The organism is Streptomyces thermodiastaticus (genome assembly GCF_014656135.1).
In the GTDB taxonomy this organism is placed as follows: domain Bacteria; phylum Actinomycetota; class Actinomycetes; order Streptomycetales; family Streptomycetaceae; genus Streptomyces; species Streptomyces thermodiastaticus.
On record NZ_BNBV01000012.1, the window covers coordinates 124,648 to 146,276 of the forward strand.

The following is a 21,629-nucleotide window of genomic DNA, read 5'->3' on the forward strand; positions in this document are numbered from 1 at the left end:
CGTGCCCGGCCGGCCGGCGTGCCTCACCGAGAACCCGGCGGGCGGCCGCCCTCAGCGCACCTCGATGAACGCGGACGCCTGCCGCTCCGGCCGCGGCCTGGGCTCCTCGGCCGGATGCCCGACGGCGACGGCACCCATCGGATCCCACTCCTGCGGCAGACCCAGCACCTCGCGCACCACGTCCCGGCAGAACATCGTCGACGACACCCACGCCGAGCCGAGCCGCTCCCCGGCGAGCGCCACCAGGAAATTCTGCACCCCGGCCCCGGCGGCCACCACGAACATCTCCCGCTCGGCGGCATCGCGCCGCGCATCGCCGTAGGTGTGCGCACCGTCCATGACCAGGCAGGGCACCACCAGGTACGGGGCGTTGCGCAGCACGTCGCCGCGGCGGATGCGTTTCGCGATGGACTCCTCGCTCTTGCCGTCCCGCCTGAGGTCCGCGATCCAGGCCTCGCGCATGGCGTCCAGCAGCCGGGTCCGCGTCGCGGCGGACTCCAGCAGCACGAACCGCCACGGCGTGGTGTGGTGCGGGGCGGGCGCCGTGACCGCCGCCGCCACCGCGCGTCGTACGGCGCCGGGATCGACGGGCTCGTCGGTGAAGGCCCGCACGGTGCGCCGCTGGGTCACCGCCTCCCGGACGGCCTCGGAGGTGCCGAGCCGGAACATGTCGTCGTGTGCGCCGCGCACCAGGGCCCGGGCGCCCGGACCGTCCTCGGCGCTCACCAGATGCCCCAGCCCGCGCACCACGGCCACCGGCAGCCCGGCCGCCTTGCCCTTGACCAGGTCGCCGGCGGCGGCGAGTTCGTCGGCGGTGGCGACCACGGTGGCCTGGAGCGGGTTGCCGTGCGCGTCCGTGCCGCCGCGCAGGTCGTCCAGGACGCGGAGCCCGGCGGCGCCGATCGCGACGTCGGTGAGCCCGACCCGCCACGGGCGGCCGAAGGTGTCGGTGACGACGACCGCGACGTCGACGCCGAGGGCCTCGCGCAGGCCGTCCCGGATGGCGCGTGCGGAGGCGTCCGGGTCCTCGGGCAGCAGCAGCACGGTGCCGGGGGCGGTGTTGGAGGCGTCGACGCCGGCGGCGGCCATGACCAGCCCCTGCCGGTTCTCCACAATGCGCAGCGGCCCGCGCCGGGCCACCACCCGGACCGTCTCGGCGTCGATGGCGGCCTCCCGGTCGGCCGCCCGCAGCACGCGTCCCTCCGCCTTGGAGACGATCTTCGAGGTGACCAGCAGCACGTCACCGTCCGCGAGGCCGGGTTCCGCCTCGGCGATCAGCTTGGCCAGGTCCGCGCCCGGGGCGACCTCCGGTATCCCGGACACGGCCCACACCTGGTAGGCGGGCGCACCGCCCGCGCCCGGCGCGGTGCCGTCCGGCCTCGGTGCCGACGATGTGCCGCTCATGCGCCGCGCACCTCCTCGGCCAGGGCCAGCGCCTCGCGCGCCATCTGCGCGGCGGCGTCGGCGTCCGTCATCATCAGCGGCACCGCCCGGCACCGGATGCCGGCCGCCTCGACGCGCTCCACCGAGGCGGCGTCCACCGTGTCGACGAGCCAGCCGTCGAGCAGACCCGAGCCGTAGTGCTCGGCCACCGCCGCGGCCGTGGCCTCCACGCCGACCGCCGCGAGGACCTTGTCGGCCATGCCGCGCACCGGGGCGTTTCCGACGATGGGGGACAGGCCGATCACCGGCACCCCGGCGTCCGCGATCGCCTCCCGGATGCCGGGCACCGAAAGGATGGTGCCGATGGAGACGACCGGGTTGGACGGCGGGAAGAGGATCACCTCGGCCTCGGAGATCGCCTCCAGCACGCCCGGCGCGGGCTTGGCCTGCTCGGCGCCGACCGGCACGACCGCCTCGGCGGGCACCGACGCGCGCAGCCGCACCCAGTACTCCTGGAAATGGATCGCCTTGCGCTGCCCGTCGATCTCCACGGCGACATGGGTCTCCACCCGGTCGTCGGACATCGGGATGAGCCGGACGCCGGGCTTCCACCGGTCGCACAGCGCCTCGGTCACCGCGCTGAGCGGATAGCCGGCGCTCAGCATCTGGGTGCGCACGATGTGCGTGGCGAAGTCGCGGTCGCCGAGCCCGAACCACTGCGGTCCGACGCCGTAGGCCGCCAGCTCCTCCTTGACGTGGAAGGTCTCCTCGGCCCGGCCCCAGCCCTGCTCCTCGTCGATGCCGCCGCCGAGGGTGTACATCACCGTGTCCAGGTCCGGGCAGACCTTCAGCCCGAAGAGGTGGATGTCGTCGCCGGTGTTGCCGATGACCGTGACGTCCGCGTCCGGCACGGCACGCTTCAGACCGCGCAGGAACCGGGCACCACCGATGCCGCCTGCCAGAACCACAATCCGCATGGGACCAGTGTGTCAGCCGGGTACGACAACCCCGCGCCGCCCGCCCGGCGGCCACGCTCACCCGCCGACGGCGCCCGCCTCCTGGTGCACGGCCGCGGTGCAGGTCGCGGCGGGGTGCATGGGCATCTCGGTCAGTCCGGGGAAATAGATGTGCAGACTGACCGCGGGGTGCAGCGTGTCGTTGACGACGTCGTGCGTGTACCCGGGCGCGAACACGCGCTGCGCGCCCGCGGCCAGGGCGCGTGCGCCCCGGCGCGTGTGCTCGGTGAGCGTGCCGTCCAGGACGGTCAGCACACCGGAGGACCGGCCGTGGTCGTGACGGCCGGTGCCCTGGCCGGGCAGCCAGGACAGCAGCCACACCTCGTAGCCGGGGCCGGTGCGCAGCCGGTGGTACCAGCGGGTGGTCGCGTCGTACCGGACGAGGTGCTCCCACTGAGCTCGGTCAGCCGCGACGGCGCGGGCCAGCCCGGCGAACTCGGCCACCGTGGCCGGGTGCTCGCGCGGGGGCTGCAGCAGGTGCGGAACTTCGAGGATGTCGCCGGCGATCTGCAGGTCGCTGTCGCTTCTCATGGGTGCGGTGATTCCTGGGACCAGAAGGAAGGGTGGCAGAGAACGGGACGCCGGGCCGTGCACAGCGGAGGGCGAAGGGCCCGGACGGCGGCTGGAGCGCGCGTGCGCGCGTGGCTCAACAGCCGCAGCAGCGACAGCTACAGCAGGCGCGGGCAGCACCGTGGGACCCGGCGGTGCGGGTCGGGACGGATGCCGAGTGCGCGAGCATGCCCACCAGGAGACCGGCTCACACCCTCTGTGTCAACTCGACGCCCGGTATGCGGACACCTTTCACCTCTTCCGGTTCATCCGCCGGGCGAAAGGTTTGCATCGGGGGAAGGTGGGACACATGGCGCACAAGCCGGGCGCGCAAGCCCCGTTGCGATCCTGTGATGCGACTGTGATCCGGCTCGCTTCGGGGGTGCGTGTCGGAACGGGATCGGCGGCTGCGGCGTCCTTCCTTGCATCGGGCCCGAAGCGGCTCCGGGAGAGGGCGGAGGCCTGTGAGACCCCGGCTCTGTGTCAAGGTTTAGGCCGATTTGCACACTTTCTGCGCGGCCTTGGTTCCGCAGAGTGAATAAGGGGCTCAATAGCAGATCTCGGCTTGACTCGCCCGGAGCAGCACACTTGTAATTTCACTCGTGTCGTTCAGCCGGGATCGGTAACGGCTACATCACGGGGACGCGAAACAGACGAGGGGCGCACATGACCGAGCTGGTGCAGCAACTGCTGGTCGACGACGCGAACGAAGAACTCGGCTGGCAGGAGCGCGCGCTGTGCGCCCAGACCGACCCCGAGTCCTTCTTCCCGGAGAAGGGCGGCTCCACCCGCGAGGCCAAGAAGGTCTGCCTGGCCTGCGAAGTCCGCTCCGAGTGCCTCGAGTACGCGCTGGCCAACGACGAGCGGTTCGGCATCTGGGGCGGTCTGTCGGAGCGCGAGCGCCGCCGCCTGAAGAAGGCTGCCGTCTGAGCGGCCGCCGGGACGGACACCGGCCGGCTTCACACGTCCGAGCGAGCTCCCCGGCTGGCACCTGACGCGGCGCCACATCACCTGTCAGCCCTGAGAACGTCAGGAACGGCCCGCCGCCCGTGGTTGTCCACAGGCGGCGGGCCGTCGTTCTGCCCAGCCAGTAGTGTGGTCGCTCGTCCGAGACGCCCCGTGCCCTGACGGAGCACCGGCGTCCACCGCAGTCCATTCGAACCGGGGCCGTGTATCTCGATGTCCGTGCACAGCCATACGGCAGCCCACCCCGACGTCGCCGCCGCAGCGCCGTCCCGTCCTCCGAGCGCGACACAGGTCGCTCCGGCCGACCCGAACCGTCCGCCGGAGTATCCGCGGCACGTCGTCACCGCCGTCCTCGTCTCCCACGACGGCACCCGCTGGCTGCCCGACACGCTGGCCGGACTGCTCGGCCAGGAACGGCCCGTGCAGTACGCCGTGGCCGCCGACACCGGCAGCGCCGACGACTCCGCGCAGCTCGTCGCCGACGCCCTCGGCCCCGACCAGGTGGTCCACCTGGCCCGCAGGACCGGATTCGGGCAGGCGGTCGAGGAAGCCCTGCGCATCGCGCCCGTCCTCACCCCCGACGACCTGCCGTACCTCAAGCGCCCCAGCGGCTGGGACCCCGTCTCGCGCACCTGGCGCGACGACGCCTACGACATGCCCGAGCTGCCCCACGGCGAACCGGTGCAGTGGCTGTGGCTGCTGCACGACGACTGCTCTCCCGAACCCGATGCCCTGGCACAGCTGTTGAGGGTCGTCGACAACGAGTACGAACTCGGCCGCGAGGACGTGGCCGTCGTCGGCCCCAAGCTGCGCGGCTGGTACGACCGCCGGCAGCTGCTCGAAGTGGGCGTCAGCATCGCGAACTCCGGCCGCCGTTGGACGGGGCTGGAACGCCGCGAGCAGGACCAGGGACAGCACGACCACGTCCGCTCCGTGCTGTCGGTCTCCACCGCCGGCATGCTGATCCGCCGTGACATCTTCGAACAGCTCGGCGGATTCGACCGCCGGCTGCCCCTGATGCGCGACGACGTCGACCTGTGCTGGCGCGCCAACGCCGCCGGATACCGCGTCCTGATCGCGCCCGACGCCGTGATGCGGCACGCCGAGGCCGCGTCCCGCGAGCGCCGCACCGTCGACTGCGTGGGGCGCACGGCCGCCTCGCCGCACAAGGTCGACAAGGCCGGTGCCGTCTACACCCTTCTCGTCAACACCCGTACCGCGGCGCTGCCCTGGGTCTTCCTGCGCATCGTGCTGGGCACCCTGCTGCGCACCCTCGCCTACCTCGTCGGCAAGGTCCCCGGCCAGGCCCTGGACGAGGTCCGCGGCCTGGCCGGCACCCTGCTGCGGCCCGAGCGCATCCTCGCCGGCCGGCGCAGCCGCGGGGCACCTCGGATCGACAAGGGCGAGCTGCGCGCCCTGTTCCCGCCGCCCGGCGCGACCGTCCGGATGACCGTCGAACAGGTCGCGAGCAACCTCGTCGGCCGCTCCGACCCCGAGCTGTCCTCAGCCGGCCGGCACGGCGGCGCCCTGGAGTCCGGGCCCGGCGGTGACGACGCCGACTTCCTGGAGATCGAGCAGTTCGCCCGGCTCAAGCGCATCGCCCGCAAACCCGGCCCGGTGCTCTTCCTGCTGCTCCTGCTGGTCTCCCTCGTCGCCTGCCGCAATCTGCTGGGCGGTGGCTCCCTCGCCGGCGGCGCCCTGCTGCCCGCCCCCGGCGGGGCCTCGGACCTGTGGGCGCGCTACCTCGACTCCTGGCATCCGGTGGGCGCGGGCGGCACCGCCTCCGCACCGCCCTATCTCGCGTTCGTGGCGCTGCTGGCCTCGCTGCTGCTCGGCTCGACCGGCCTCGCGATCACCGTCCTGCTGGTCGCCTCCGTGCCGCTGGCCGGGTTCTCCGCGTACTTCGCCTCCCGCCCGCTGGTGCCCTCGCGGCTGCTGCGGGCCTGGGCGGCCGTCGTCTACGCCTTCCTGCCCGCCGCCACCGGCGCCCTGGCCACGGGCCGGGTCGGCACCGCCGTGCTGGCCGTGCTGCTGCCGCTGCTCGCCCGTGCCGCCGTCGCCGCGAGCGGCCTGGCCGGCCCGGCCGGCACGCGCGGCAGCTGGCGCGCCACCTGGGCCTACGCCCTGCTGCTGACCGTCACCACCGCCTTCACGCCGATCGTGTGGCCCCTCGCGCTGGTCCTCGGCCTGGGCGTGCTCGCCGTGCGCCGCGGGGACTGGGTGGCCCGCGGACTGCGGCTGCTGGCCCAGATCGGCACCCCGCTCCTGGTGCTGGCGCCCTGGTCGCTGTCGCTGCTGCCGTACGGCTTCTTCCAGGAGGCCGGACTGGACTACGGCCCGTCGGCCGCGTCCGCCCTCGACCTGCTCGGCGCCTCCCCGGGCGGTCCCGGCACCGTGCACGGGCTGATGCTCATCGGCGTCGTCCTGGCCGCACTGGCCGCCCTGCTGCGCTCGGAGCGCCGGCGCGCCATCCTCGCCGCCTGGACCACCGCCCTGGTGGCCCTCGTCTTCGCCGTCCTGGCCAACGACTCCGCCTGGGCCGGGCCCGCCACCCTCGTCTACGGGCTCGCGCTGCTGTCCGCCGCCCTGCTCGGCGCCGACGGCGCCCGGGCACGCGTGGCCGAGCTGAGCTTCGGCTGGCGCCAGCCGGTCGCCGCGCTGATCGCCTTCGCCTGCGCGGCCGGCCCGCTGCTCGCCGCCGTCGGCTGGATGATCCGCGGCGCCGACGACCCGCTGCGGCGCCGCGACCCGGTGCAGGTGCCCGCGTTCGTGGCGGAGGAGAGCCGCGGCAGCGACCAGGCGCGCACCCTGGTCCTGGACAGCACGTCCCCCGACCGCGTCCACTACATGCTGGTGCGTGGCTCCGGTGCCCGCATGGGCGACGGCGAACTGCTCTCCGCCACCGGCGGCAACAGCCGCCTCGACCAGGTCGTCGCCCGCCTGGTCGCCGGCTCGGGCGCGGACCAGACCGACCAGCTCGGCGGCTTCGCCGTGCGCTACGTCCTCGTGCACAAGGGCGCACCGCGCGCCATCGGCCGCGTCCTGGACGCCACCCCGGGCCTGACCCGGCTCAGCCAGCAGAACGGCAGCGCGCTGTGGCGGGTCGACCGCGAGGTCGCACGCGCCACCATCCTGCCGGGCTCCGGCGCCGCGTCCCTCGCCGGTCAGCCCGTCACCGCCGGTCCCGTGGAGATCCACACCAAGATCCCCGCAGGTGCCGAGGGACGGGTGCTGCGCCTGGCCGACTCCGCCGCCCCGGGCTGGACGGCCACCCTGGACGGCAAGCCGCTCAGCCGCATCACGGTCGACGGCTGGGCCCAGGGCTTCCGCCTGCCCGCCTCCGGCGGCCGCCTGGACGTCACCTACGACGACTCCTTCGGCCACACCGCCTGGCTGTGGGCGCAGGGCATCCTCGCGCTCGTGCTCGTCGTCCTCGCCCTGCCCGGCCGGCGCAGCGACGTCGACGACGACCTCCCCGAGGAGCAGCCGCCGGCCGCGCAGACGGCCGGTGAGGGACGCCGTGCCCGCAGGCTGCGCGCCCAGGCGGAGGCCGGGCAGACGGACACGCCGGCACCGGCGGAACCCGAGCCGGCTCCGGCGGACGCCACCGCGGCCGTACCGCACCAGCAGTCGTACGACGATCACCAGTCCTACGGCGATCACCAGTCCTACGGCGAGCACGAGTCCTACGGCGGAGGGCAGTCCTACGACGGCTGGGACGGCACCGCCCCCGGCGCGTCGCCCGGGTACGGGACGCCCGAGTACGGGACGTACGCCGGCCCGGACTACCAGGCCGCGCCCGCCGGACCCGCACCGTACGCGCAGGACGTCTACGACCCGGCGTACCAGGGCGGCGCCGGCTACCCGGCCGGGACCGCCGACCCCTACCGGACCGGGACCGCCGACCCGTACCAGAGCGGCCAGTACGACCCGTACGCCTACGGCGGCCCCGCGTCCGCGGCGCCCTACGACCCGGCCCACCACCAGGGCTACGAGCAGGGCTACCAGCAGCCCTACGACCCGGCCCAGCAGTCCGCGCACGGCACCGCCGGCGAGCATCCCCACGGGAGCCAGCAGTGAACCGCACGACCCTGTCCCTGATCGCCTGCACCGCCGCGCTCGCCGCCGTCACCGGGTTCGCCGCGTTCGACTCCCCGGACGCGGCGGGCGCCAAAACCACCGGGGCGGGCGCCCGGCTGCCCGTCGAGCGCACCACCCTGGTCTGCCCGGCGCCCAGCGACTCCGACATCGCCGACACCACTTACACGTCGTTCACCCCCGTCACCCAGGGCACCCCCGGTGACGGGACGGCCCAGCTGAAGCCGGCCACCGAGCAGCAGGCCGGCGGCACGGGCGACAGCGGGGACGGGAGCGAGGACGGCGACGGCAAAGGGAAGGACGGCGACGGCGGGAAGGCCGCCACGCCCGACCTGAAGCCCGAGCAGCCCGGCACACCCGTCACCAGCGACGTCTCCGGCGGTAGCGCGCCCGCGCTGGTCGGCACCGCCGACGGCAGGTTCGCGCCGGGCTGGACCGTGCAGGAGACCACCGAGATCGCCGCCGGCACCGGCCGCGGGCTGCTGGGCGTGGACTGCACCGCCCCGGACACCGACTTCTGGTTCCCCGGTGCGAGCACGTCCGCCGACCGCACCGACTACGTCCACCTCACCAACCCCGACGACTCCGCCGCGGTCGTCGACATCGACCTGTACGGCAAGGACGGCGCCGTGAAGTCGACGCTGGGCGAGGGCATCACCGTCCCGCCGCACTCCACCGAGCCGGTGCTGCTGTCCACGCTCTCCGACTCCGCACAGGACGACCTGACGGTGCATGTGAGCGTGCGCAGCGGCCGGGTCGGCGCGGCCGTGCAGGCGCTGGACGACAAGCTCGGCGGGGACTGGCTGGCCGCCGCCGCGGACGCCGCGGACACCGTGGTGCTGCCGGGCATCCCCAAGGACGCCACGTCCGTGCGGCTGATCGTTTTCTCGTCCGCCGACGCCGACACCGACCTGAAGGTGCAGCTCGCCTCGCCCTCCGGCCTGATCACGCCCGCGGGCCACGACACCGTGCACATCAAGGGCGGCACGACCACCGCCGTCGACCTCGGCGACCTCACCCGCGGCCAGGCCGGTTCCCTGGTGCTGACCCAGAACTCGCCGGCCGTGCCGGTTATGGCGGCGCTGCGGGTGATACGCGGCAAGGGCGACAAGCAGGAGAGCGCGTTCATCCCGGCGACCGCCCCCCTCACCACGCGGGCCACGGCGGCCGGCAACAGCGCCGAGGGCGCCACGCTGTCCCTGACGGCCCCCACCGCGACCGCGCAGGTCAAGGTCACCGCGTCGGCCGGCAGCGACGGCGGCACCGAGGTGTCCAAGACGTACACCGTCCAGCGGGGCACCACCCAGGACATCACCCCGCCGGTGCCGGACGGCCTCAAGGGCAGCTATGCCCTGACCGTGCAGCGTCTGTCGGGCGGCCCGGTGTACGGGGCGCGCACCCTGACCTCCGCCGAGGACGGCGTCGCGGGGGTCACCACGCAGACCCTGCCGGACGACGGGGGCACCGTGGCGGTACCGCAGGCCGACCAGGACGTGTCGGTCCTGCAGCAGTGACGCGGCAGCAGTGACGCGGCAGTGGTGACGGGCGTGGCGACCGGACGCCGCCCCCGGTCAGCGCGACGCCCGCGCCCGACAGCGGCGCGCATCGCCGAAGCACCACCGGCGGCCCGTCAGGTCGCCCAGGATTTCGGCCGCACGTGTGCCGCACTGGTCGCGGGCGCACCGGACGTTGTCTCCGGCGTGTACGCGAAAAACGTGTACGCGAAAAGGCGGTGTCACACCCGGATCGACGGACCCGGCGCAGTCAGGTGCACCTCGGGGACGCCGATTCCGGCCGCTCCCGCCGCCCGCCGCTCAGTCCTCGCCGTACCGGGGGTCGACCGTCTCCGGGGTCAGCCCGAGCAGGTCGGCCACCTGCTCGACCACGACCTCGTGCACCAGCGCGGCCCGCTCGTCGCGCCCCTTGCTGCGGATCTCCACCGGCCGCCGGTAGACGATGACCCGGGCGCGCTGCCCGTCGCGTGCCGGCATCGTGCCGCCGAGCGGCACCGGGTCGTCGCTCCAGGCCAGCCCCGGCACGTCCAGCCGGGGCACGTCCAGCACCAGGAAGTCGATGTCGGCCAGCTGCGGCCACCGCCGCTCCAGACGGTCCACGGAGTCCTGCACCAGATCCGCGAACGCCTCGGCGCGGCTGGCCGCGAGCGGCACCTGCGGCGGCGCGATCGGGCCGCGCATGCCCCGGCCGTGGCGATCACGTCGTCGGGGCCCGGGGCCGGCGGCCCGGGAAGGTACACGGTTGTCCATCACCGGTGAAGCGTAGTCCTCGGCGCAGGCCCGCGCCCGGCTCCGACTTGATACCGATTCCGGCCAAGCTCGGACTCGATTGCGTATCGCTCCACGATCGAGGAGCTCCGCGTGATCGGCGGATTTTGTACCCATTCGCGACCGGAACACAAGGTGTCGCAGATCTCATCGCATGGCGTCGATGCAGGTCAGAGCGGTGTGCGGAGAGGCCGATGTGGGGTGTTTCACATGGCGACACGGCGGGTGACCTGGTGGAGAGTCGTCGCGGCCCGCTCAAGAGTGCGGTACCGTCCAACATCGTGAGCCCTGTACGTCGCTGTTCGCGAACCGCTTGCGGCCGTCCCGCCGTAGCGACGCTGACGTACGTCTACGCCGACTCGACCGCGGTTCTCGGCCCACTCGCCACCTACGCCGAACCCCACTGCTACGACCTGTGCGCCGAGCACTCCGAGCGTCTGACCGCGCCCCGCGGCTGGGAGGTCGTCCGGCTCCTGGACGGTTCTGCCCCCGCCCGGCCCAGCGGTGACGACCTGGAGGCGCTCGCCAACGCGGTGCGCGAGGCGGCCCGCCCGCAGCAGCGCGCGGCACAGGCCGGCGGCGGACCGGCGCGCGGAGCGGACCCGATGGAGGTCGCCCGCCGCGGCCATCTGCGGGTGCTGCGCTCCCCGGACACCTGACACGAGCTTTCCGGACACCTGACAGAACCGTTCGTCCTCGGCGCCGGCGTCCCGCCCGCCGGTACCGCGCGGCACCGGCCCGGTCACCGGCTCGCCGCACCACCCCAGGCGCCACCGCCTCTTGACGTCGCGCGTGCCCCGCGGCAGCGTCGTCGAGCCCGCCCGGGACGGGTAGTTTGTGGTGACCTACAGGGACTTCGGAAGGGTGGCCGTGGCTGCTGATCTGTCGCAGATCGTGAAGGCGTACGACGTGCGCGGGGTGGTCCCGGACCAGTGGGACGAGTCGCTGGCCGAGCTGTTCGGGGCGGCCTTCGCCCAGGTGACCGGGGCCGACGCGGTCGTCGTCGGACACGACATGAGGCCCTCCTCGCCGGGTCTGGCCCGCGCCTTCGCCCGCGGGGCGGCACGCCGCGGCGCGGACGTCACCGAGATCGGGCTGTGCTCGACGGACCAGCTGTACTACGCCTCGGGCGCGCTGAACCTGCCGGGCGCCATGTTCACCGCCTCGCACAACCCGGCCCGGTACAACGGCATCAAGATGTGCCGCGCCGGCGCGGCACCCATCGGCCAGGACACCGGCCTCGCCGAGATCCGCGACCTGGTCGAACAGTGGCAGAACACCGGGGCCCCCGGACCGGCCGGCCGGGAGGGCACCGTCACACGGCGCGAGACGCTGCCGGACTACGCCGCCCACCTGCGCTCCCTGGTCGACGTCACCGGGATCCGCCCGCTGAAGGCCGTCGTCGACGCGGGCAACGGCATGGGCGGCCACACCGTGCCCACCGTGCTGTCCGGGCTGCCCGTCGAACTGGTCCCGATGTACTTCGAACTGGACGGCACCTTCCCGAACCACGAGGCCAACCCGCTGGACCCGGCCAACCTCGTCGACCTGCAGCAGCGCGTCCGCGTCGAGGGCGCCGACCTCGGCCTCGCCTTCGACGGCGACGCCGACCGCTGCTTCGTCGTCGACGAACGCGGAGAGCCCGTCTCCCCCTCGGCGATCACCGCTCTGGTCGCCGCCCGGGAACTGGCCCGCCACGGCGGCCAGGGAGTGATCATCCACAACCTCATCACCTCCTGGTCGGTCCCGGAGGTGGTGCGCGAGCACGGCGGCACCCCCGTGCGCACCCGCGTGGGCCACTCCTTCATCAAGGCGGAGATGGCCCGCACCGGCGCGATCTTCGGCGGCGAGCACTCCGCGCACTACTACTTCAAGGACTTCTGGAACGCCGACACGGGCATGCTCGCCGCCCTGCACGTCCTGGCCGCGCTCGGCAGCCAGGACGCACCGCTGTCCGCCCTGGTGGCCCAGTACGACCGCTACGTCGCCTCCGGCGAGATCAACTCCACGGTCGCCGACCAGCAGGCCCGCATGGAGGCGCTCCGCGCCGCCTGGACCGACCGCGACGACGTACGCCTCGACGACATGGACGGCCTCACCGTCACCGCCGCCGACTGGTGGTTCAACGTCCGCCCGTCGAACACCGAGCCGCTGCTGCGCCTGAACGCCGAGGCCCGCGACGAGGCGACCATGACCAAGATCCGCGACGAGGTGCTGGCCTTCCTGCGGGCCTGACCGCCCCCGCGCACCGCCCCCACCGGCGGTAACCTGACCAGGCACGTCCGTACGACCCGTAGACCCCCGACGCCCCGAAGGGACCCCCATGCCGCTGGAAGCCGGCCTTCTGGAGATCCTCGCCTGCCCCGCCTGCCACGCCCCGCTCAAGGAGCAGGACGACGAGCTGATCTGCACCGGCCAGAGCTGCGGCCTGGCCTACCCCGTCCGCGACGGCATCCCCGTCCTGCTCGTCGACGAGGCCCGCCGCCCCGCATGATTCCGGAAACCCGGAACGCGGGTAACCGGTGCAGGCAGGAAGGCGGCGGACCCGCGCACGCGGCGCCCGCCGACGACTCGTGCGCCCGGTGACCTGATGCGCCGGCGACCCGACGTCCCCGGCCCGGCGCCCGGAGCCCGATCGGAGGTTGCCGCCCATGCTCGACGAATCACTGCTCGACACCCCGGAGGCACTCGCCGAGGCCGACCGCCGGGGACTGCTCCGCGGTGCCGCCGAGGCCGGTGCCCGGGTCCGCACCGCCGTCCGGCACGCCGCCGAGGCCGGTGTCGGCGAGCTGAAACCCGACGGCCGCCCCCGCGCCGTCCTCATCGCCGGTCCCGGCGCCGCCGCCACCCACACGGCCGACCTGCTCGGCACCCTCGCCGGCGCCGGCAGCCCGGTCACCCGGCTGGCACCCAGCGGCGTCGCCCCCGCCGCCGGCGCACTGCGCTGGGAACTGCCCGGCTGGGCCGGCTCCGTCGACCTGCTGCTCATCGCCACCCCCGACGGCACCGAACCGAGCCTGACCCTGCTCACCGACCAGGCGTACCGGCGCGGCCTCACCGTCGTCGCCGTCGCACCCGCCCGCACCCCGCTCGCCGACGCCGTCGACGCCGCGCACGGCCTGTTCGTGCCCATGGCGACCGCCCCCTACGACCAGGACGAACCGCTCGCCGGCTCGGCCCCCGGCGTGCTGTGGGCGCTGCTCACCCCGCTGCTCGCGCTGCTGGACCGGGTGGGGCTGCTCACCGCCCCGCCGGACACCCTGCGGGCCGTCGCCGACCGGCTGGACCAGGTCGCCGAGCGCTGCGGCCCCGCCATCGCCACCTACAGCAACCCGGCCAAGACCCTCGCCGCCGAACTCGCCGACGCACTGCCGCTCATCTGGACCGAGGGCACCTCGGCCGGCCCCGCGGGCCGCCGGTTCGCCGCCGGGCTCGCCGAACTCTCCGGCATCCCCGCGGTCGTCGCCGAACTGCCCGAGGCCCTCGCCGCGCACAGCGCCCTGCTCGCCGGGCCGCTGGCCGCCAGTGCCGACCCGGACGACTTCTTCCGCGATCGCGTCGAACAGCCGCCCGCGCTGCACGCCCGCGTGGTACTGCTCCGCGACCGCCCCCTCGGCGGCCTCACCGCCGCCCCCGCCGCACGCGACCTGGCCCTCAGCCACGACACACCGGTCAGCGAGCTGGAACCGGAGCCCGGCGGGGAGATCGAGACGCTCGCGGAACTCATCTCCATCACCGATTTCACCGCCGTCTACCTGGCGCTCGCCTCCACCCGATGACCTGGACCCGGCCGTGACCCGTGCGGGCCGGTTCCCCGGCCCGCACCGTCGCGGCGGACGATCCGCCACGTTCGCAGAAAGAAGCGCATGGACCGCCTCGACAACACCATCCGCCCCTACGCCTGGGGCTCCACCACCGCCATCCCGCAGCTGCTCGGCGTCGAACCGAGCGGCGAACCGCAGGCGGAGATGTGGATGGGCGCCCACCCCGCGGCACCCTCGCGCACCGCGCGCGGCACCCTCCTGGAGGTCATCGAAGCCGACCCGAAGGGCGAACTCGGCGCCGACACGGTCGCCAGGTTCGGCCCCCGGCTGCCCTTCCTGCTGAAGATCCTCGCCGCCGGTGCCCCCCTGTCCCTCCAGGTCCACCCCGACCGCCGGCAGGCCGAGGAGGGCTACGCCGACGAGGAACGCCGCGGCGTCCCCGTCGATGCCCCGCACCGCAACTACAAGGACACCAACCACAAGCCCGAGCTGATCTGCGCGCTCACCGAGTTCGACGGCCTGTGCGGCTTCCGCGCCCCCGCCGAGGCCGCGGACCTGCTCGCCGCCCTCGGCGTCGACTCTCTCGAGCCCTACGTCGACCTGCTGCGCGCCCGCCCCGAGGAAGCGGCACTGCGCGAGGTCCTCACCGCGGTCCTCACCGCCGACCGCGAGGAGATCGCCCGCACCGTCGCCGAGGCCGCCGACGCCTGCGCCCGCCTCGGCGGCGCCCACGCCCCCTACGCGGGCATCGCCCGCCACTACCCCGGCGACCCGGGCGTCCTCGCCGCGATGCTCCTCAACCACGTCCGGCTGCGGCCCGGCGAGGCCCTCTTCCTCGGCGCCGGCGTCCCGCACGCCTACCTCAGCGGCCTCGGCGTGGAGATCATGGCCAACTCCGACAACGTGCTGCGCTGCGGCCTGACCCCCAAGCACGTCGACGTGCCCGAGCTGCTGCGCATCGTCCGCTTCGAGGCGGGCGACCCCGCCGTGCTGCGCCCCGAGGCCGGCGCGGACGGCGAGGAGGTCTACGACACCCCCATCGACGAGTTCCGCCTCTCGCGCCTCGTGCTGTCCGAGGGCGCCGCCGCGCGCGACCTGACTCTGCCCACCCCGCAGATCCTGCTCTGCACCGCCGGTGTCGTGCAGGCGGGCGAGCACCGTCTCACCCCCGGGCAGTCGGTGTTCGTGCCGGCCCAGGAGAAGGCCGAGGTCTCCGGCGCCGGCACGGTCCACCGGGCCACCGTCGTCGTCTGATCCGCCCCATCCGGCGCATACGGGGCGGTACCGGGCCGGGCGTCGCAGCCCCTGGCGCATCCGGCCTGCCGCCGCCCGCCGGGCCTGTAACAATGTCCCACCGGCAGCGCGGGAAAGGACCGCGACGGCACAGGGCTTCGCCACCCGCCCGCACGGGCTTAGGACCGGCAAGCCCGTGGCCGGTGACAGGGACGCAGGCGAAGGGACAACGCGGACACAATGAGTGCGTCAGGCGGCACCAAGGCGATCGTGGCGGCGCTCGGCGCCAATCTCGCGATCGCGGCGTCGAAATTCGTTGCCTTCGCCTTCAGCGGCTCGTCCTCGATGCTCGCCGAGGGCGTGCACTCGATCGCGGACTCCGGCAACCAGTTCCTGCTGCTGATCGGCGGCAAGAAGGCCCAGCGCCAGGCCACTCCCCAGCACCCCTTCGGCTACGGCCGCGAGCGGTACATCTACGCCTTCCTGGTCTCCATCGTCCTGTTCTCCATCGGCGGCATGTTCGCCGTCTACGAGGGCTTCGAGAAGATCCGCCACCCGCACGAGCTGGAGCACTGGTACTGGCCGGTGGCCGTCCTCGTCTTCGCGATCTGCGCCGAGGGCTTCTCCTTCCGCACGGCCATCAAGGAGTCCAACGAGCTGCGCGGGAAGCTGTCCTGGAAGGAGTTCATCCGCCGCGCCAAGGCGCCCGAGCTGCCCGTCGTCCTGCTGGAGGACTTCGGTGCCCTGATCGGTCTCGTCCTCGCCCTCCTCGGCGTGGGCCTCGCCCTGCTGACCGGCAACGGCGTCTGGGACGGCATCGGCACCGTCTGCATCGGTGTCCTGCTCGTGCTGATCGCCCTCGTCCTGGCCGCCGAGACCAAGTCGCTGCTGCTGGGCGAGGCCGCCGGCGCCGACGTGGTGCGGCAGATCGAGGCCGCCCTGGTGGACGGCACCACCGTGCCCCGCATCATCCACATGCGCACCCTCCACCTCGGCCCCGAGGAACTGCTGATCGCCGCCAAGATCGCCGTGCGGCACGACGACAGCGCAGCCGAGGTCGCATCCGCCATCGACGCCGCCGAGGCCCGCATCCGCGCCGCCGTCCCCATCGCCCGCGTCATCTACCTGGAACCGGACATCTACCGCGAGGCCGAGGCCGCCAAGGGACCGGACCCCGAGGCGACCCCCGGCGGCCCGGGTCCGCACTCCGCGCCCGGTCACTGAGCCGGTCACGAGCGGGCCGCCGGCCGCCGCGCCGGCGGCCGCGGAACGTCTTGATCCGAGCGGAGGCGGACTGGGGACGACGGGGCGCCTCGGTGTAGTTTGGGACGGAGCCAGACGTCGCTGCTGATGGCGGTCGGGCGGCCCGGAGACGGGTTGGCCGAGGGAGAGAGGGCCTCCGACGGACTGCGCTGCGCGTACGTGGGCATGATGGTGTCCGTTTCGGGCGCCCTGTGTCCGCCGGCGCGCAGGTCAGCCGTACACACCTCGACCCGACACCGAGGAGCAGCTCGTCATGACGACTGTCGAGAACCGACAGGACTTCAAGGTCGCCGACCTGTCCCTGGCCGAGTTCGGCCGCAAGGAGATCACCCTCGCCGAGCACGAGATGCCCGGCCTCATGGCGATCCGCAAGGAGTACGCCGACCAGCAGCCGCTGAAGGGCGCCCGGATCACCGGCTCCCTGCACATGACCGTCCAGACGGCCGTGCTGATCGAGACGCTGGTCGCGCTCGGCGCCCAGGTGCGCTGGGCCTCCTGCAACATCTTCTCCACCCAGGACCACGCGGCCGCCGCCATCGCCGTCGGCCCGAACGGTACCCCGGACAACCCCCAGGGCGTCCCGGTCTTCGCGTGGAAGGGCGAGACCCTCGAGGAGTACTGGTGGTGCACGGAGCAGGCCCTGACCTGGCCCGACAGCCCCACCGGCGGCCCGAACATGATCCTGGACGACGGCGGTGACGCCACCCTGCTGGTCCACAAGGGCGTCGAGTACGAGAAGGACGGCAAGGTCCCCTCGCCCGACACCGCCGAGTCCGACGAGCACCGCGTCATCCTTCAGCTGCTGACCCGCACCCTGGCCGAGAACCCGCAGAAGTGGACCCGGCTCGCCTCGGAGATCCGTGGTGTCACCGAGGAGACCACCACCGGCGTGCACCGGCTGTACGAGATGCAGCGCGAGGGCTCCCTCCTCTTCCCGGCGATCAACGTCAACGACTCCGTCACCAAGTCGAAGTTCGACAACAAGTACGGCTGCCGTCACTCCCTGATCGACGGCATCAACCGCGCCACCGACGTCCTGATCGGTGGCAAGACCGCCGTGGTCTGCGGCTACGGTGACGTCGGCAAGGGCTGCGCGGAGTCCCTGCGCGGCCAGGGCGCCCGCGTGATCGTCACCGAGATCGACCCGATCTGCGCCCTGCAGGCCGCGATGGACGGCTACGAGGTCACCACGCTGGACGAGGTGATCGACAAGGCCGACATCTTCGTCACCGCCACCGGCAACCGGGACATCATCATGGCCTCGGACATGGCCAAGATGAAGCACCAGGCCATCGTCGGGAACATCGGCCACTTCGACAACGAGATCGACATGGCCGGCCTCGCCAAGATCCCGGGCATCGTCAAGGAAGAGATCAAGCCGCAGGTCCACACCTGGACCTTCCCGGACGGCAAGAAGATCATCGTGCTGTCCGAGGGCCGCCTGCTCAACCTCGGCAACGCCACGGGCCACCCGTCGTTCGTGATGTCCAACTCCTTCGCGAACCAGACGATCGCCCAGATCGAGCTGTTCACCAAGCCTGACGCCTACCCGACCGGCGTGTACACGCTGCCGAAGCACCTGGACGAGAAGGTCGCCCGTCTCCACCTGGACGCGCTCGGCGTGAAGCTCACCAAGCTCCGCCCGGAGCAGGCCGCCTACATCGGCGTCGACGTCGACGGCCCCTACAAGCCGGACCACTACCGCTACTGACCGCCGGTCGCACCGCGCGACGCTCCCGGTCCTGAAGGCAGGCCCCCGCACCCCCGTGGCGGGGGCCTGCCCCTTTCCGGCCAGGACCGGCCCGGTCAGGACGACCCGTCAAGCCCCAGGAACCCCATGCCCCGCGGCCGCTATTCGCTCCACGATCCGCACGATCACACCCCCCTCGGCGAAGAACACTTCCAGTGCGCCCCCGGACCGTCCGGCTGGCGCTATGTCTCCCAGGTGACCACCCCCACGGGCGAGCACCGCGGATCGGTCGACCTCACCCTCGACCAGCTGGGCCGCCCCGTCCGCCTCGAACTGCACACGGGAAGCTGGCAGGTGCGCGGCGCCGCCCTGGACGGACTCACCTGGGTCCGCAGCGACCCCACCGGCACCCATGCCACGGAAGGCAATGTGCGCGCCCACGCCTTCACCGGCACGTCCCCCGCGTTCCTCGTCGCCACCGCGCTGCTGCTGCGCCTCACCCCCTCGGCCTCTGCCACTCGCGTCCGTCTCGTCAGCTTCACGGAACCGGTCCTCGCTCCCCGCACCGTGGACCAGTCCTGGGCCCTGGTGAACAGAAAAGCACACCCCACTGACAACGGCCCCCTGATCGTGGACGAGTACCAGGTCACCGCCCTGGACACCGGCGAACGGCACAGCGTCCACCTCGCCGGCGACGTCGTCCTGGCCGCCCCCGGCATCGAGCTGGAGGAGCTGGAGTCACCGCCCTCCGACCTCACCTCGTGACCACGCCGGACGGTTCGTCGTCCACAGGTCCCGGTACGAGCGGCACGAGCGGCGAAGCGTGGGCCGGGGCCTCCTGCGAGCCCCGGCGGCAGGGCCCGGCGGTGGGGCGGCGACGGGCAGCTCCTCAGACAGGCGGTACGAACCCGGTCGCAGGCCGCTCGGGCCCTGCTGAAGCCCCGCCCGCCGAAGCCGAAGAGGAAGAAGCCGGGCCCGAGGAGGGAGAGGCGGAGACCGAGGAGGCAGGAGAGTCCGACGACCCGGAACCCGAGGACACGGCAGCCGTGGAGGCGGAAGCCGAGGGCGTCGCGGCCGTGGGCGGGGCGGGGAAGGCAGCCCCCGGGCCCGGCACCGGCGGCTGCGCCGGCACACCACCCGGCACCGCGCCACGCCACTGCGCGCCGGGCACGCTGCCCGGTGCCCCCTGCGTGAACGCACGCCGGGCCTCGCGCACCTGCCGCTCCTGCAGCATCGCCGCCAGATACGCGGCGGGCGGCACGCCCGGCGGTACCCCGGTACCGGTGCGGGCCGCGAGATCGTCCGCCAGCCGCTGCGCCATGCCCCACCCGATCTGCACATCGAGCTGCCGCATGCGCACCAGGTACTGCCGGACCGCCAGCCACAGCCCGTCGGGCACGGCCGACAGATCCACCGCGGAGAACCGGCCGGCCAGCCAGGGCGGCGGCGCCGGCAGCAAGGTGCTCTGCCCGGCCGCCATCCGTTCCCGTACGACGAGGGTCCCCGCGAAGACGTCGCCCAGCCGGCGCCCCCGTGCCGAGGCGAGGGAGGCGACACACGCGACGACCCCGAAACTCACCAGGATCTCCACGACACCGACCGCACCGCGCACCAGCGCGTGCCGGAACCGGATGGGGCCCCCGTCGTCCCTGACCACACGCAGCCCGAACACCAGCTTTCCCAGAGACCGGCCATGGCTGAGCGTCTCCACCGCGATCGGGCCGCCCACCAGCACCAGCAGGAAGGACGCGATGGACACTGCCACGCGGGCCGCCTCGTCCAGGGACGCCGTCGCCACGGTCAGCGCGAAAGTCACGACACCATAGACCGACAGCGCCACGGCGAGGTCCAGCACCACTGCCAGCGCCCGGCTCGGCAGCCGCGCGGGCTGCAGTTCGAGCGCTACCGCCTCACCCGTCACCAGCTCGCTCACGCCTGCCGTCCTTCCCCTGCACTGCCCCGAGAACGGCCAGTCTGCCAAGCTGAGAGCAGTCCCGCCGCAGTACGACAACCTGACACATTCGCCGGGGAGCCGAGCGACCAGCCGAGGAGCAGGCAGACACGATGGACCTGGACGTCTTCGTCTCCGCCCACCGGGCCGAGTGGGACCGCCTCGACGACCTGCTCCGCCGCAAGCGCCGTCTCACCGGCGCGGAAGCCGACGAACTGGTCACCCTGTACCAGCGGACCGCCACGCATCTCTCCCTGATCCGGTCCAGCGCCCCGGACCCCCGGCTCACCGGCCGGCTCACCACGCTCGTGGCCCGCGCCCGCAGCACCGTCACCGGAACCCGCCGCGCCTCCTGGCGGGACGTCGCCGGCTTCCTGCTGCAGGGGTTTCCCGCAGCGGTCTACCGGACGCGTCACTGGTGGGTACCCACGGCACTCGTCTCCACCGCACTCGCCGCCGTCCTGGGGTGGTGGATCGGCACACACCCCGAGGTCCAGGCCTCGATCGCCGCACCCGAGGAGCTGCGGCAGCTCACCCGCCCCGGCGGCGAGTACGAGACGTACTACTCGAGCCATCCCGCCGCCGCCTTCGCCGCCCAGGTGTGGACGAACAACGCGCAGGCCGCCGCGATGTGCCTGGTCCTCGGTGTCTTCCTGGGGCTTCCGGTGCTGTGGATCCTCTTCCAGAACATGCTCAACCTGGGCGTCGGCATCGGACTGATGTCCTCCGCCGGCCGGCTCGACACGTTTTTGGGCCTCGTCCTGCCGCACGGCCTGCTCGAACTGACGGCGGTCTTCGTGGCCGCCGGTACGGGGATGCGGCTCGGCTGGACCCTCGTCGACCCCGGCCCGCGGTCCCGCCGCACGGCACTGGCAGACGAGGGCCGGGCCGCCGTGGGCATGGCCATCGGCCTGGCCCTGGTCCTCTTCGTCTCCGGGGCCCTCGAAGGTTTCGTCACCCCGTCGCCGCTGCCCACCTGGGCACGCATCGGCATTGGGGTCGCCGCGGAGCTGGCCTTCCTGACCTACGTCCATGTCCTCGGCGGACGCGCCGTCCGCGCCGGGGTCACGGGCGACATAGCCCCCGACGGACGCAGCGCCACTGTGCCGACGGCGGCCTGATGTGCATCCGGACGTGATCAGCTGCTAGTCTCCTACTCACCCCATAAGCTCCGTTGACACGGGACCGGTGGGGAGGTAGATTTACGTAGTTGCCTGGAGGTGGGGCTGGTACCCCGCCGGCGGCACAGCGCACATCTACTCGCTTCTTGAGAACTCTGATTCTCGACAAGAAGCCCCCGACGCATCGGAATGGAGAGCCGGTAAGACCGGCCCGGAAGTTCTGATAAAGTCGGAGCCGCCGGAAAGGGAAACGCGAGAGCGGGAACCTGGAAAGCGCCGAGGACATCGGATCGGAAAGATCTGATAGAGTCGG

The 21,629-nt window shown here is 73.1% G+C and carries 17 protein-coding genes; 12 read left to right on the top strand and 5 right to left on the bottom strand.

Going from position 1 to position 21,629, the window contains the following annotated elements; translation table 11 throughout:
• Positions 1-51: 51 nt before the first annotated feature.
• The 3 genes from IE286_RS13845 to IE286_RS13855 are packed head-to-tail and all read right to left on the bottom strand — an operon-like array spanning position 52 to position 2,930.
• A complete protein-coding gene (locus IE286_RS13845; RefSeq protein WP_189796992.1) occupies positions 52-1,404 on the bottom strand; it encodes a coenzyme F420-0:L-glutamate ligase in 1,353 nt (450 codons plus the stop codon).
• Positions 1,401-2,360, bottom strand: a complete 960-nt coding sequence (gene cofD / locus IE286_RS13850; RefSeq protein WP_189796993.1) for a 2-phospho-L-lactate transferase — start codon at positions 2,358-2,360, stop codon at positions 1,401-1,403. Before cofD ends, IE286_RS13845 begins: the two co-directional genes overlap by 4 nt.
• Positions 2,361-2,417: 57 nt before the next feature.
• Entirely contained in the window at positions 2,418-2,930 is a 513-nt protein-coding gene (locus tag IE286_RS13855) for a cysteine dioxygenase (protein WP_189796994.1), read from the bottom strand.
• Between the two features lie 684 nt (positions 2,931-3,614).
• Between IE286_RS13855 and IE286_RS13860 the strand changes: the two genes are divergently transcribed.
• From IE286_RS13860 to IE286_RS13870, 3 genes are all read left to right on the top strand, one after another.
• Positions 3,615-3,878 carry a WhiB family transcriptional regulator gene (locus IE286_RS13860; protein WP_108951581.1) on the top strand — a complete coding sequence of 88 codons (264 nt, stop codon included), beginning with the start codon at positions 3,615-3,617 and terminating at the stop codon, positions 3,876-3,878.
• A 249-nt stretch (positions 3,879-4,127) separates the two neighbouring features.
• On the top strand, positions 4,128-7,994 hold the full coding sequence (locus tag IE286_RS13865) for a glycosyltransferase family 2 protein (protein ID WP_189796995.1): 3,867 nt from the start codon (positions 4,128-4,130) through the stop codon (positions 7,992-7,994).
• Positions 7,991-9,526 (top strand): DUF5719 family protein, encoded by a 1,536-nt coding sequence (locus IE286_RS13870; protein ID WP_189796996.1) that lies wholly within the window; start codon positions 7,991-7,993, stop codon positions 9,524-9,526. Before IE286_RS13865 ends, IE286_RS13870 begins: the two co-directional genes overlap by 4 nt.
• A gap of 300 nt (positions 9,527-9,826) precedes the next feature.
• Here IE286_RS13870 and IE286_RS13875 read toward each other — a convergent pair whose 3' ends face one another.
• Positions 9,827-10,276, bottom strand: coding sequence for a metallopeptidase family protein (locus tag IE286_RS13875; RefSeq protein WP_189796997.1), 450 nt, complete (start codon positions 10,274-10,276; stop codon positions 9,827-9,829).
• Positions 10,277-10,527: 251 nt separating this feature from the next.
• On the opposite strand from IE286_RS13875, the gene IE286_RS13880 reads away from it, so the two are divergent.
• The 8 genes from IE286_RS13880 to IE286_RS13915 all read left to right on the top strand — a co-directional run bounded on the left by IE286_RS13880 (position 10,528) and on the right by IE286_RS13915 (position 19,009).
• Positions 10,528-10,953, top strand: coding sequence for a DUF3499 domain-containing protein (locus IE286_RS13880; RefSeq protein WP_189796998.1), 426 nt, complete (start codon positions 10,528-10,530; stop codon positions 10,951-10,953).
• A 211-nt stretch (positions 10,954-11,164) separates the two neighbouring features.
• Positions 11,165-12,529: a phosphomannomutase/phosphoglucomutase gene (locus IE286_RS13885; protein WP_189796999.1), complete on the top strand. Its 1,365-nt coding sequence runs from the start codon at positions 11,165-11,167 to the stop codon at positions 12,527-12,529.
• Positions 12,530-12,617: 88 nt separating this feature from the next.
• Entirely contained in the window at positions 12,618-12,788 is a 171-nt protein-coding gene (locus IE286_RS13890) for a Trm112 family protein (protein ID WP_125496926.1), read from the top strand.
• Positions 12,789-12,945: 157 nt separating this feature from the next.
• A complete protein-coding gene (locus IE286_RS13895; protein ID WP_189797000.1) occupies positions 12,946-14,073 on the top strand; it encodes an SIS domain-containing protein in 1,128 nt (375 codons plus the stop codon).
• 87 nt (positions 14,074-14,160) lie between these two features.
• On the top strand, positions 14,161-15,312 hold the full coding sequence (gene manA / locus IE286_RS13900) for a mannose-6-phosphate isomerase, class I (RefSeq protein ID WP_189797001.1): 1,152 nt from the start codon (positions 14,161-14,163) through the stop codon (positions 15,310-15,312).
• Between the two features lie 219 nt (positions 15,313-15,531).
• Positions 15,532-16,515: a cation diffusion facilitator family transporter gene (locus tag IE286_RS13905; protein WP_189797002.1), complete on the top strand. Its 984-nt coding sequence runs from the start codon at positions 15,532-15,534 to the stop codon at positions 16,513-16,515.
• A 292-nt stretch (positions 16,516-16,807) separates the two neighbouring features.
• Entirely contained in the window at positions 16,808-18,265 is a 1,458-nt protein-coding gene (ahcY, locus tag IE286_RS13910; RefSeq protein ID WP_189797003.1) for an adenosylhomocysteinase, read from the top strand.
• Positions 18,266-18,391: 126 nt separating this feature from the next.
• Positions 18,392-19,009, top strand: coding sequence for a hypothetical protein (locus tag IE286_RS13915; RefSeq protein WP_189797004.1), 618 nt, complete (start codon positions 18,392-18,394; stop codon positions 19,007-19,009).
• 124 nt (positions 19,010-19,133) lie between these two features.
• Here IE286_RS13915 and IE286_RS13920 read toward each other — a convergent pair whose 3' ends face one another.
• Positions 19,134-20,177 carry an RDD family protein gene (locus tag IE286_RS13920; protein WP_189797005.1) on the bottom strand — a complete coding sequence of 348 codons (1,044 nt, stop codon included), beginning with the start codon at positions 20,175-20,177 and terminating at the stop codon, positions 19,134-19,136.
• Positions 20,178-20,308: 131 nt separating this feature from the next.
• Here IE286_RS13920 and IE286_RS13925 point away from each other — a divergent pair, with 131 nt between their 5' ends.
• On the top strand, positions 20,309-21,316 hold the full coding sequence (locus tag IE286_RS13925) for a stage II sporulation protein M (RefSeq protein WP_189797006.1): 1,008 nt from the start codon (positions 20,309-20,311) through the stop codon (positions 21,314-21,316).
• Positions 21,317-21,629: the final 313 nt, after the last annotated feature.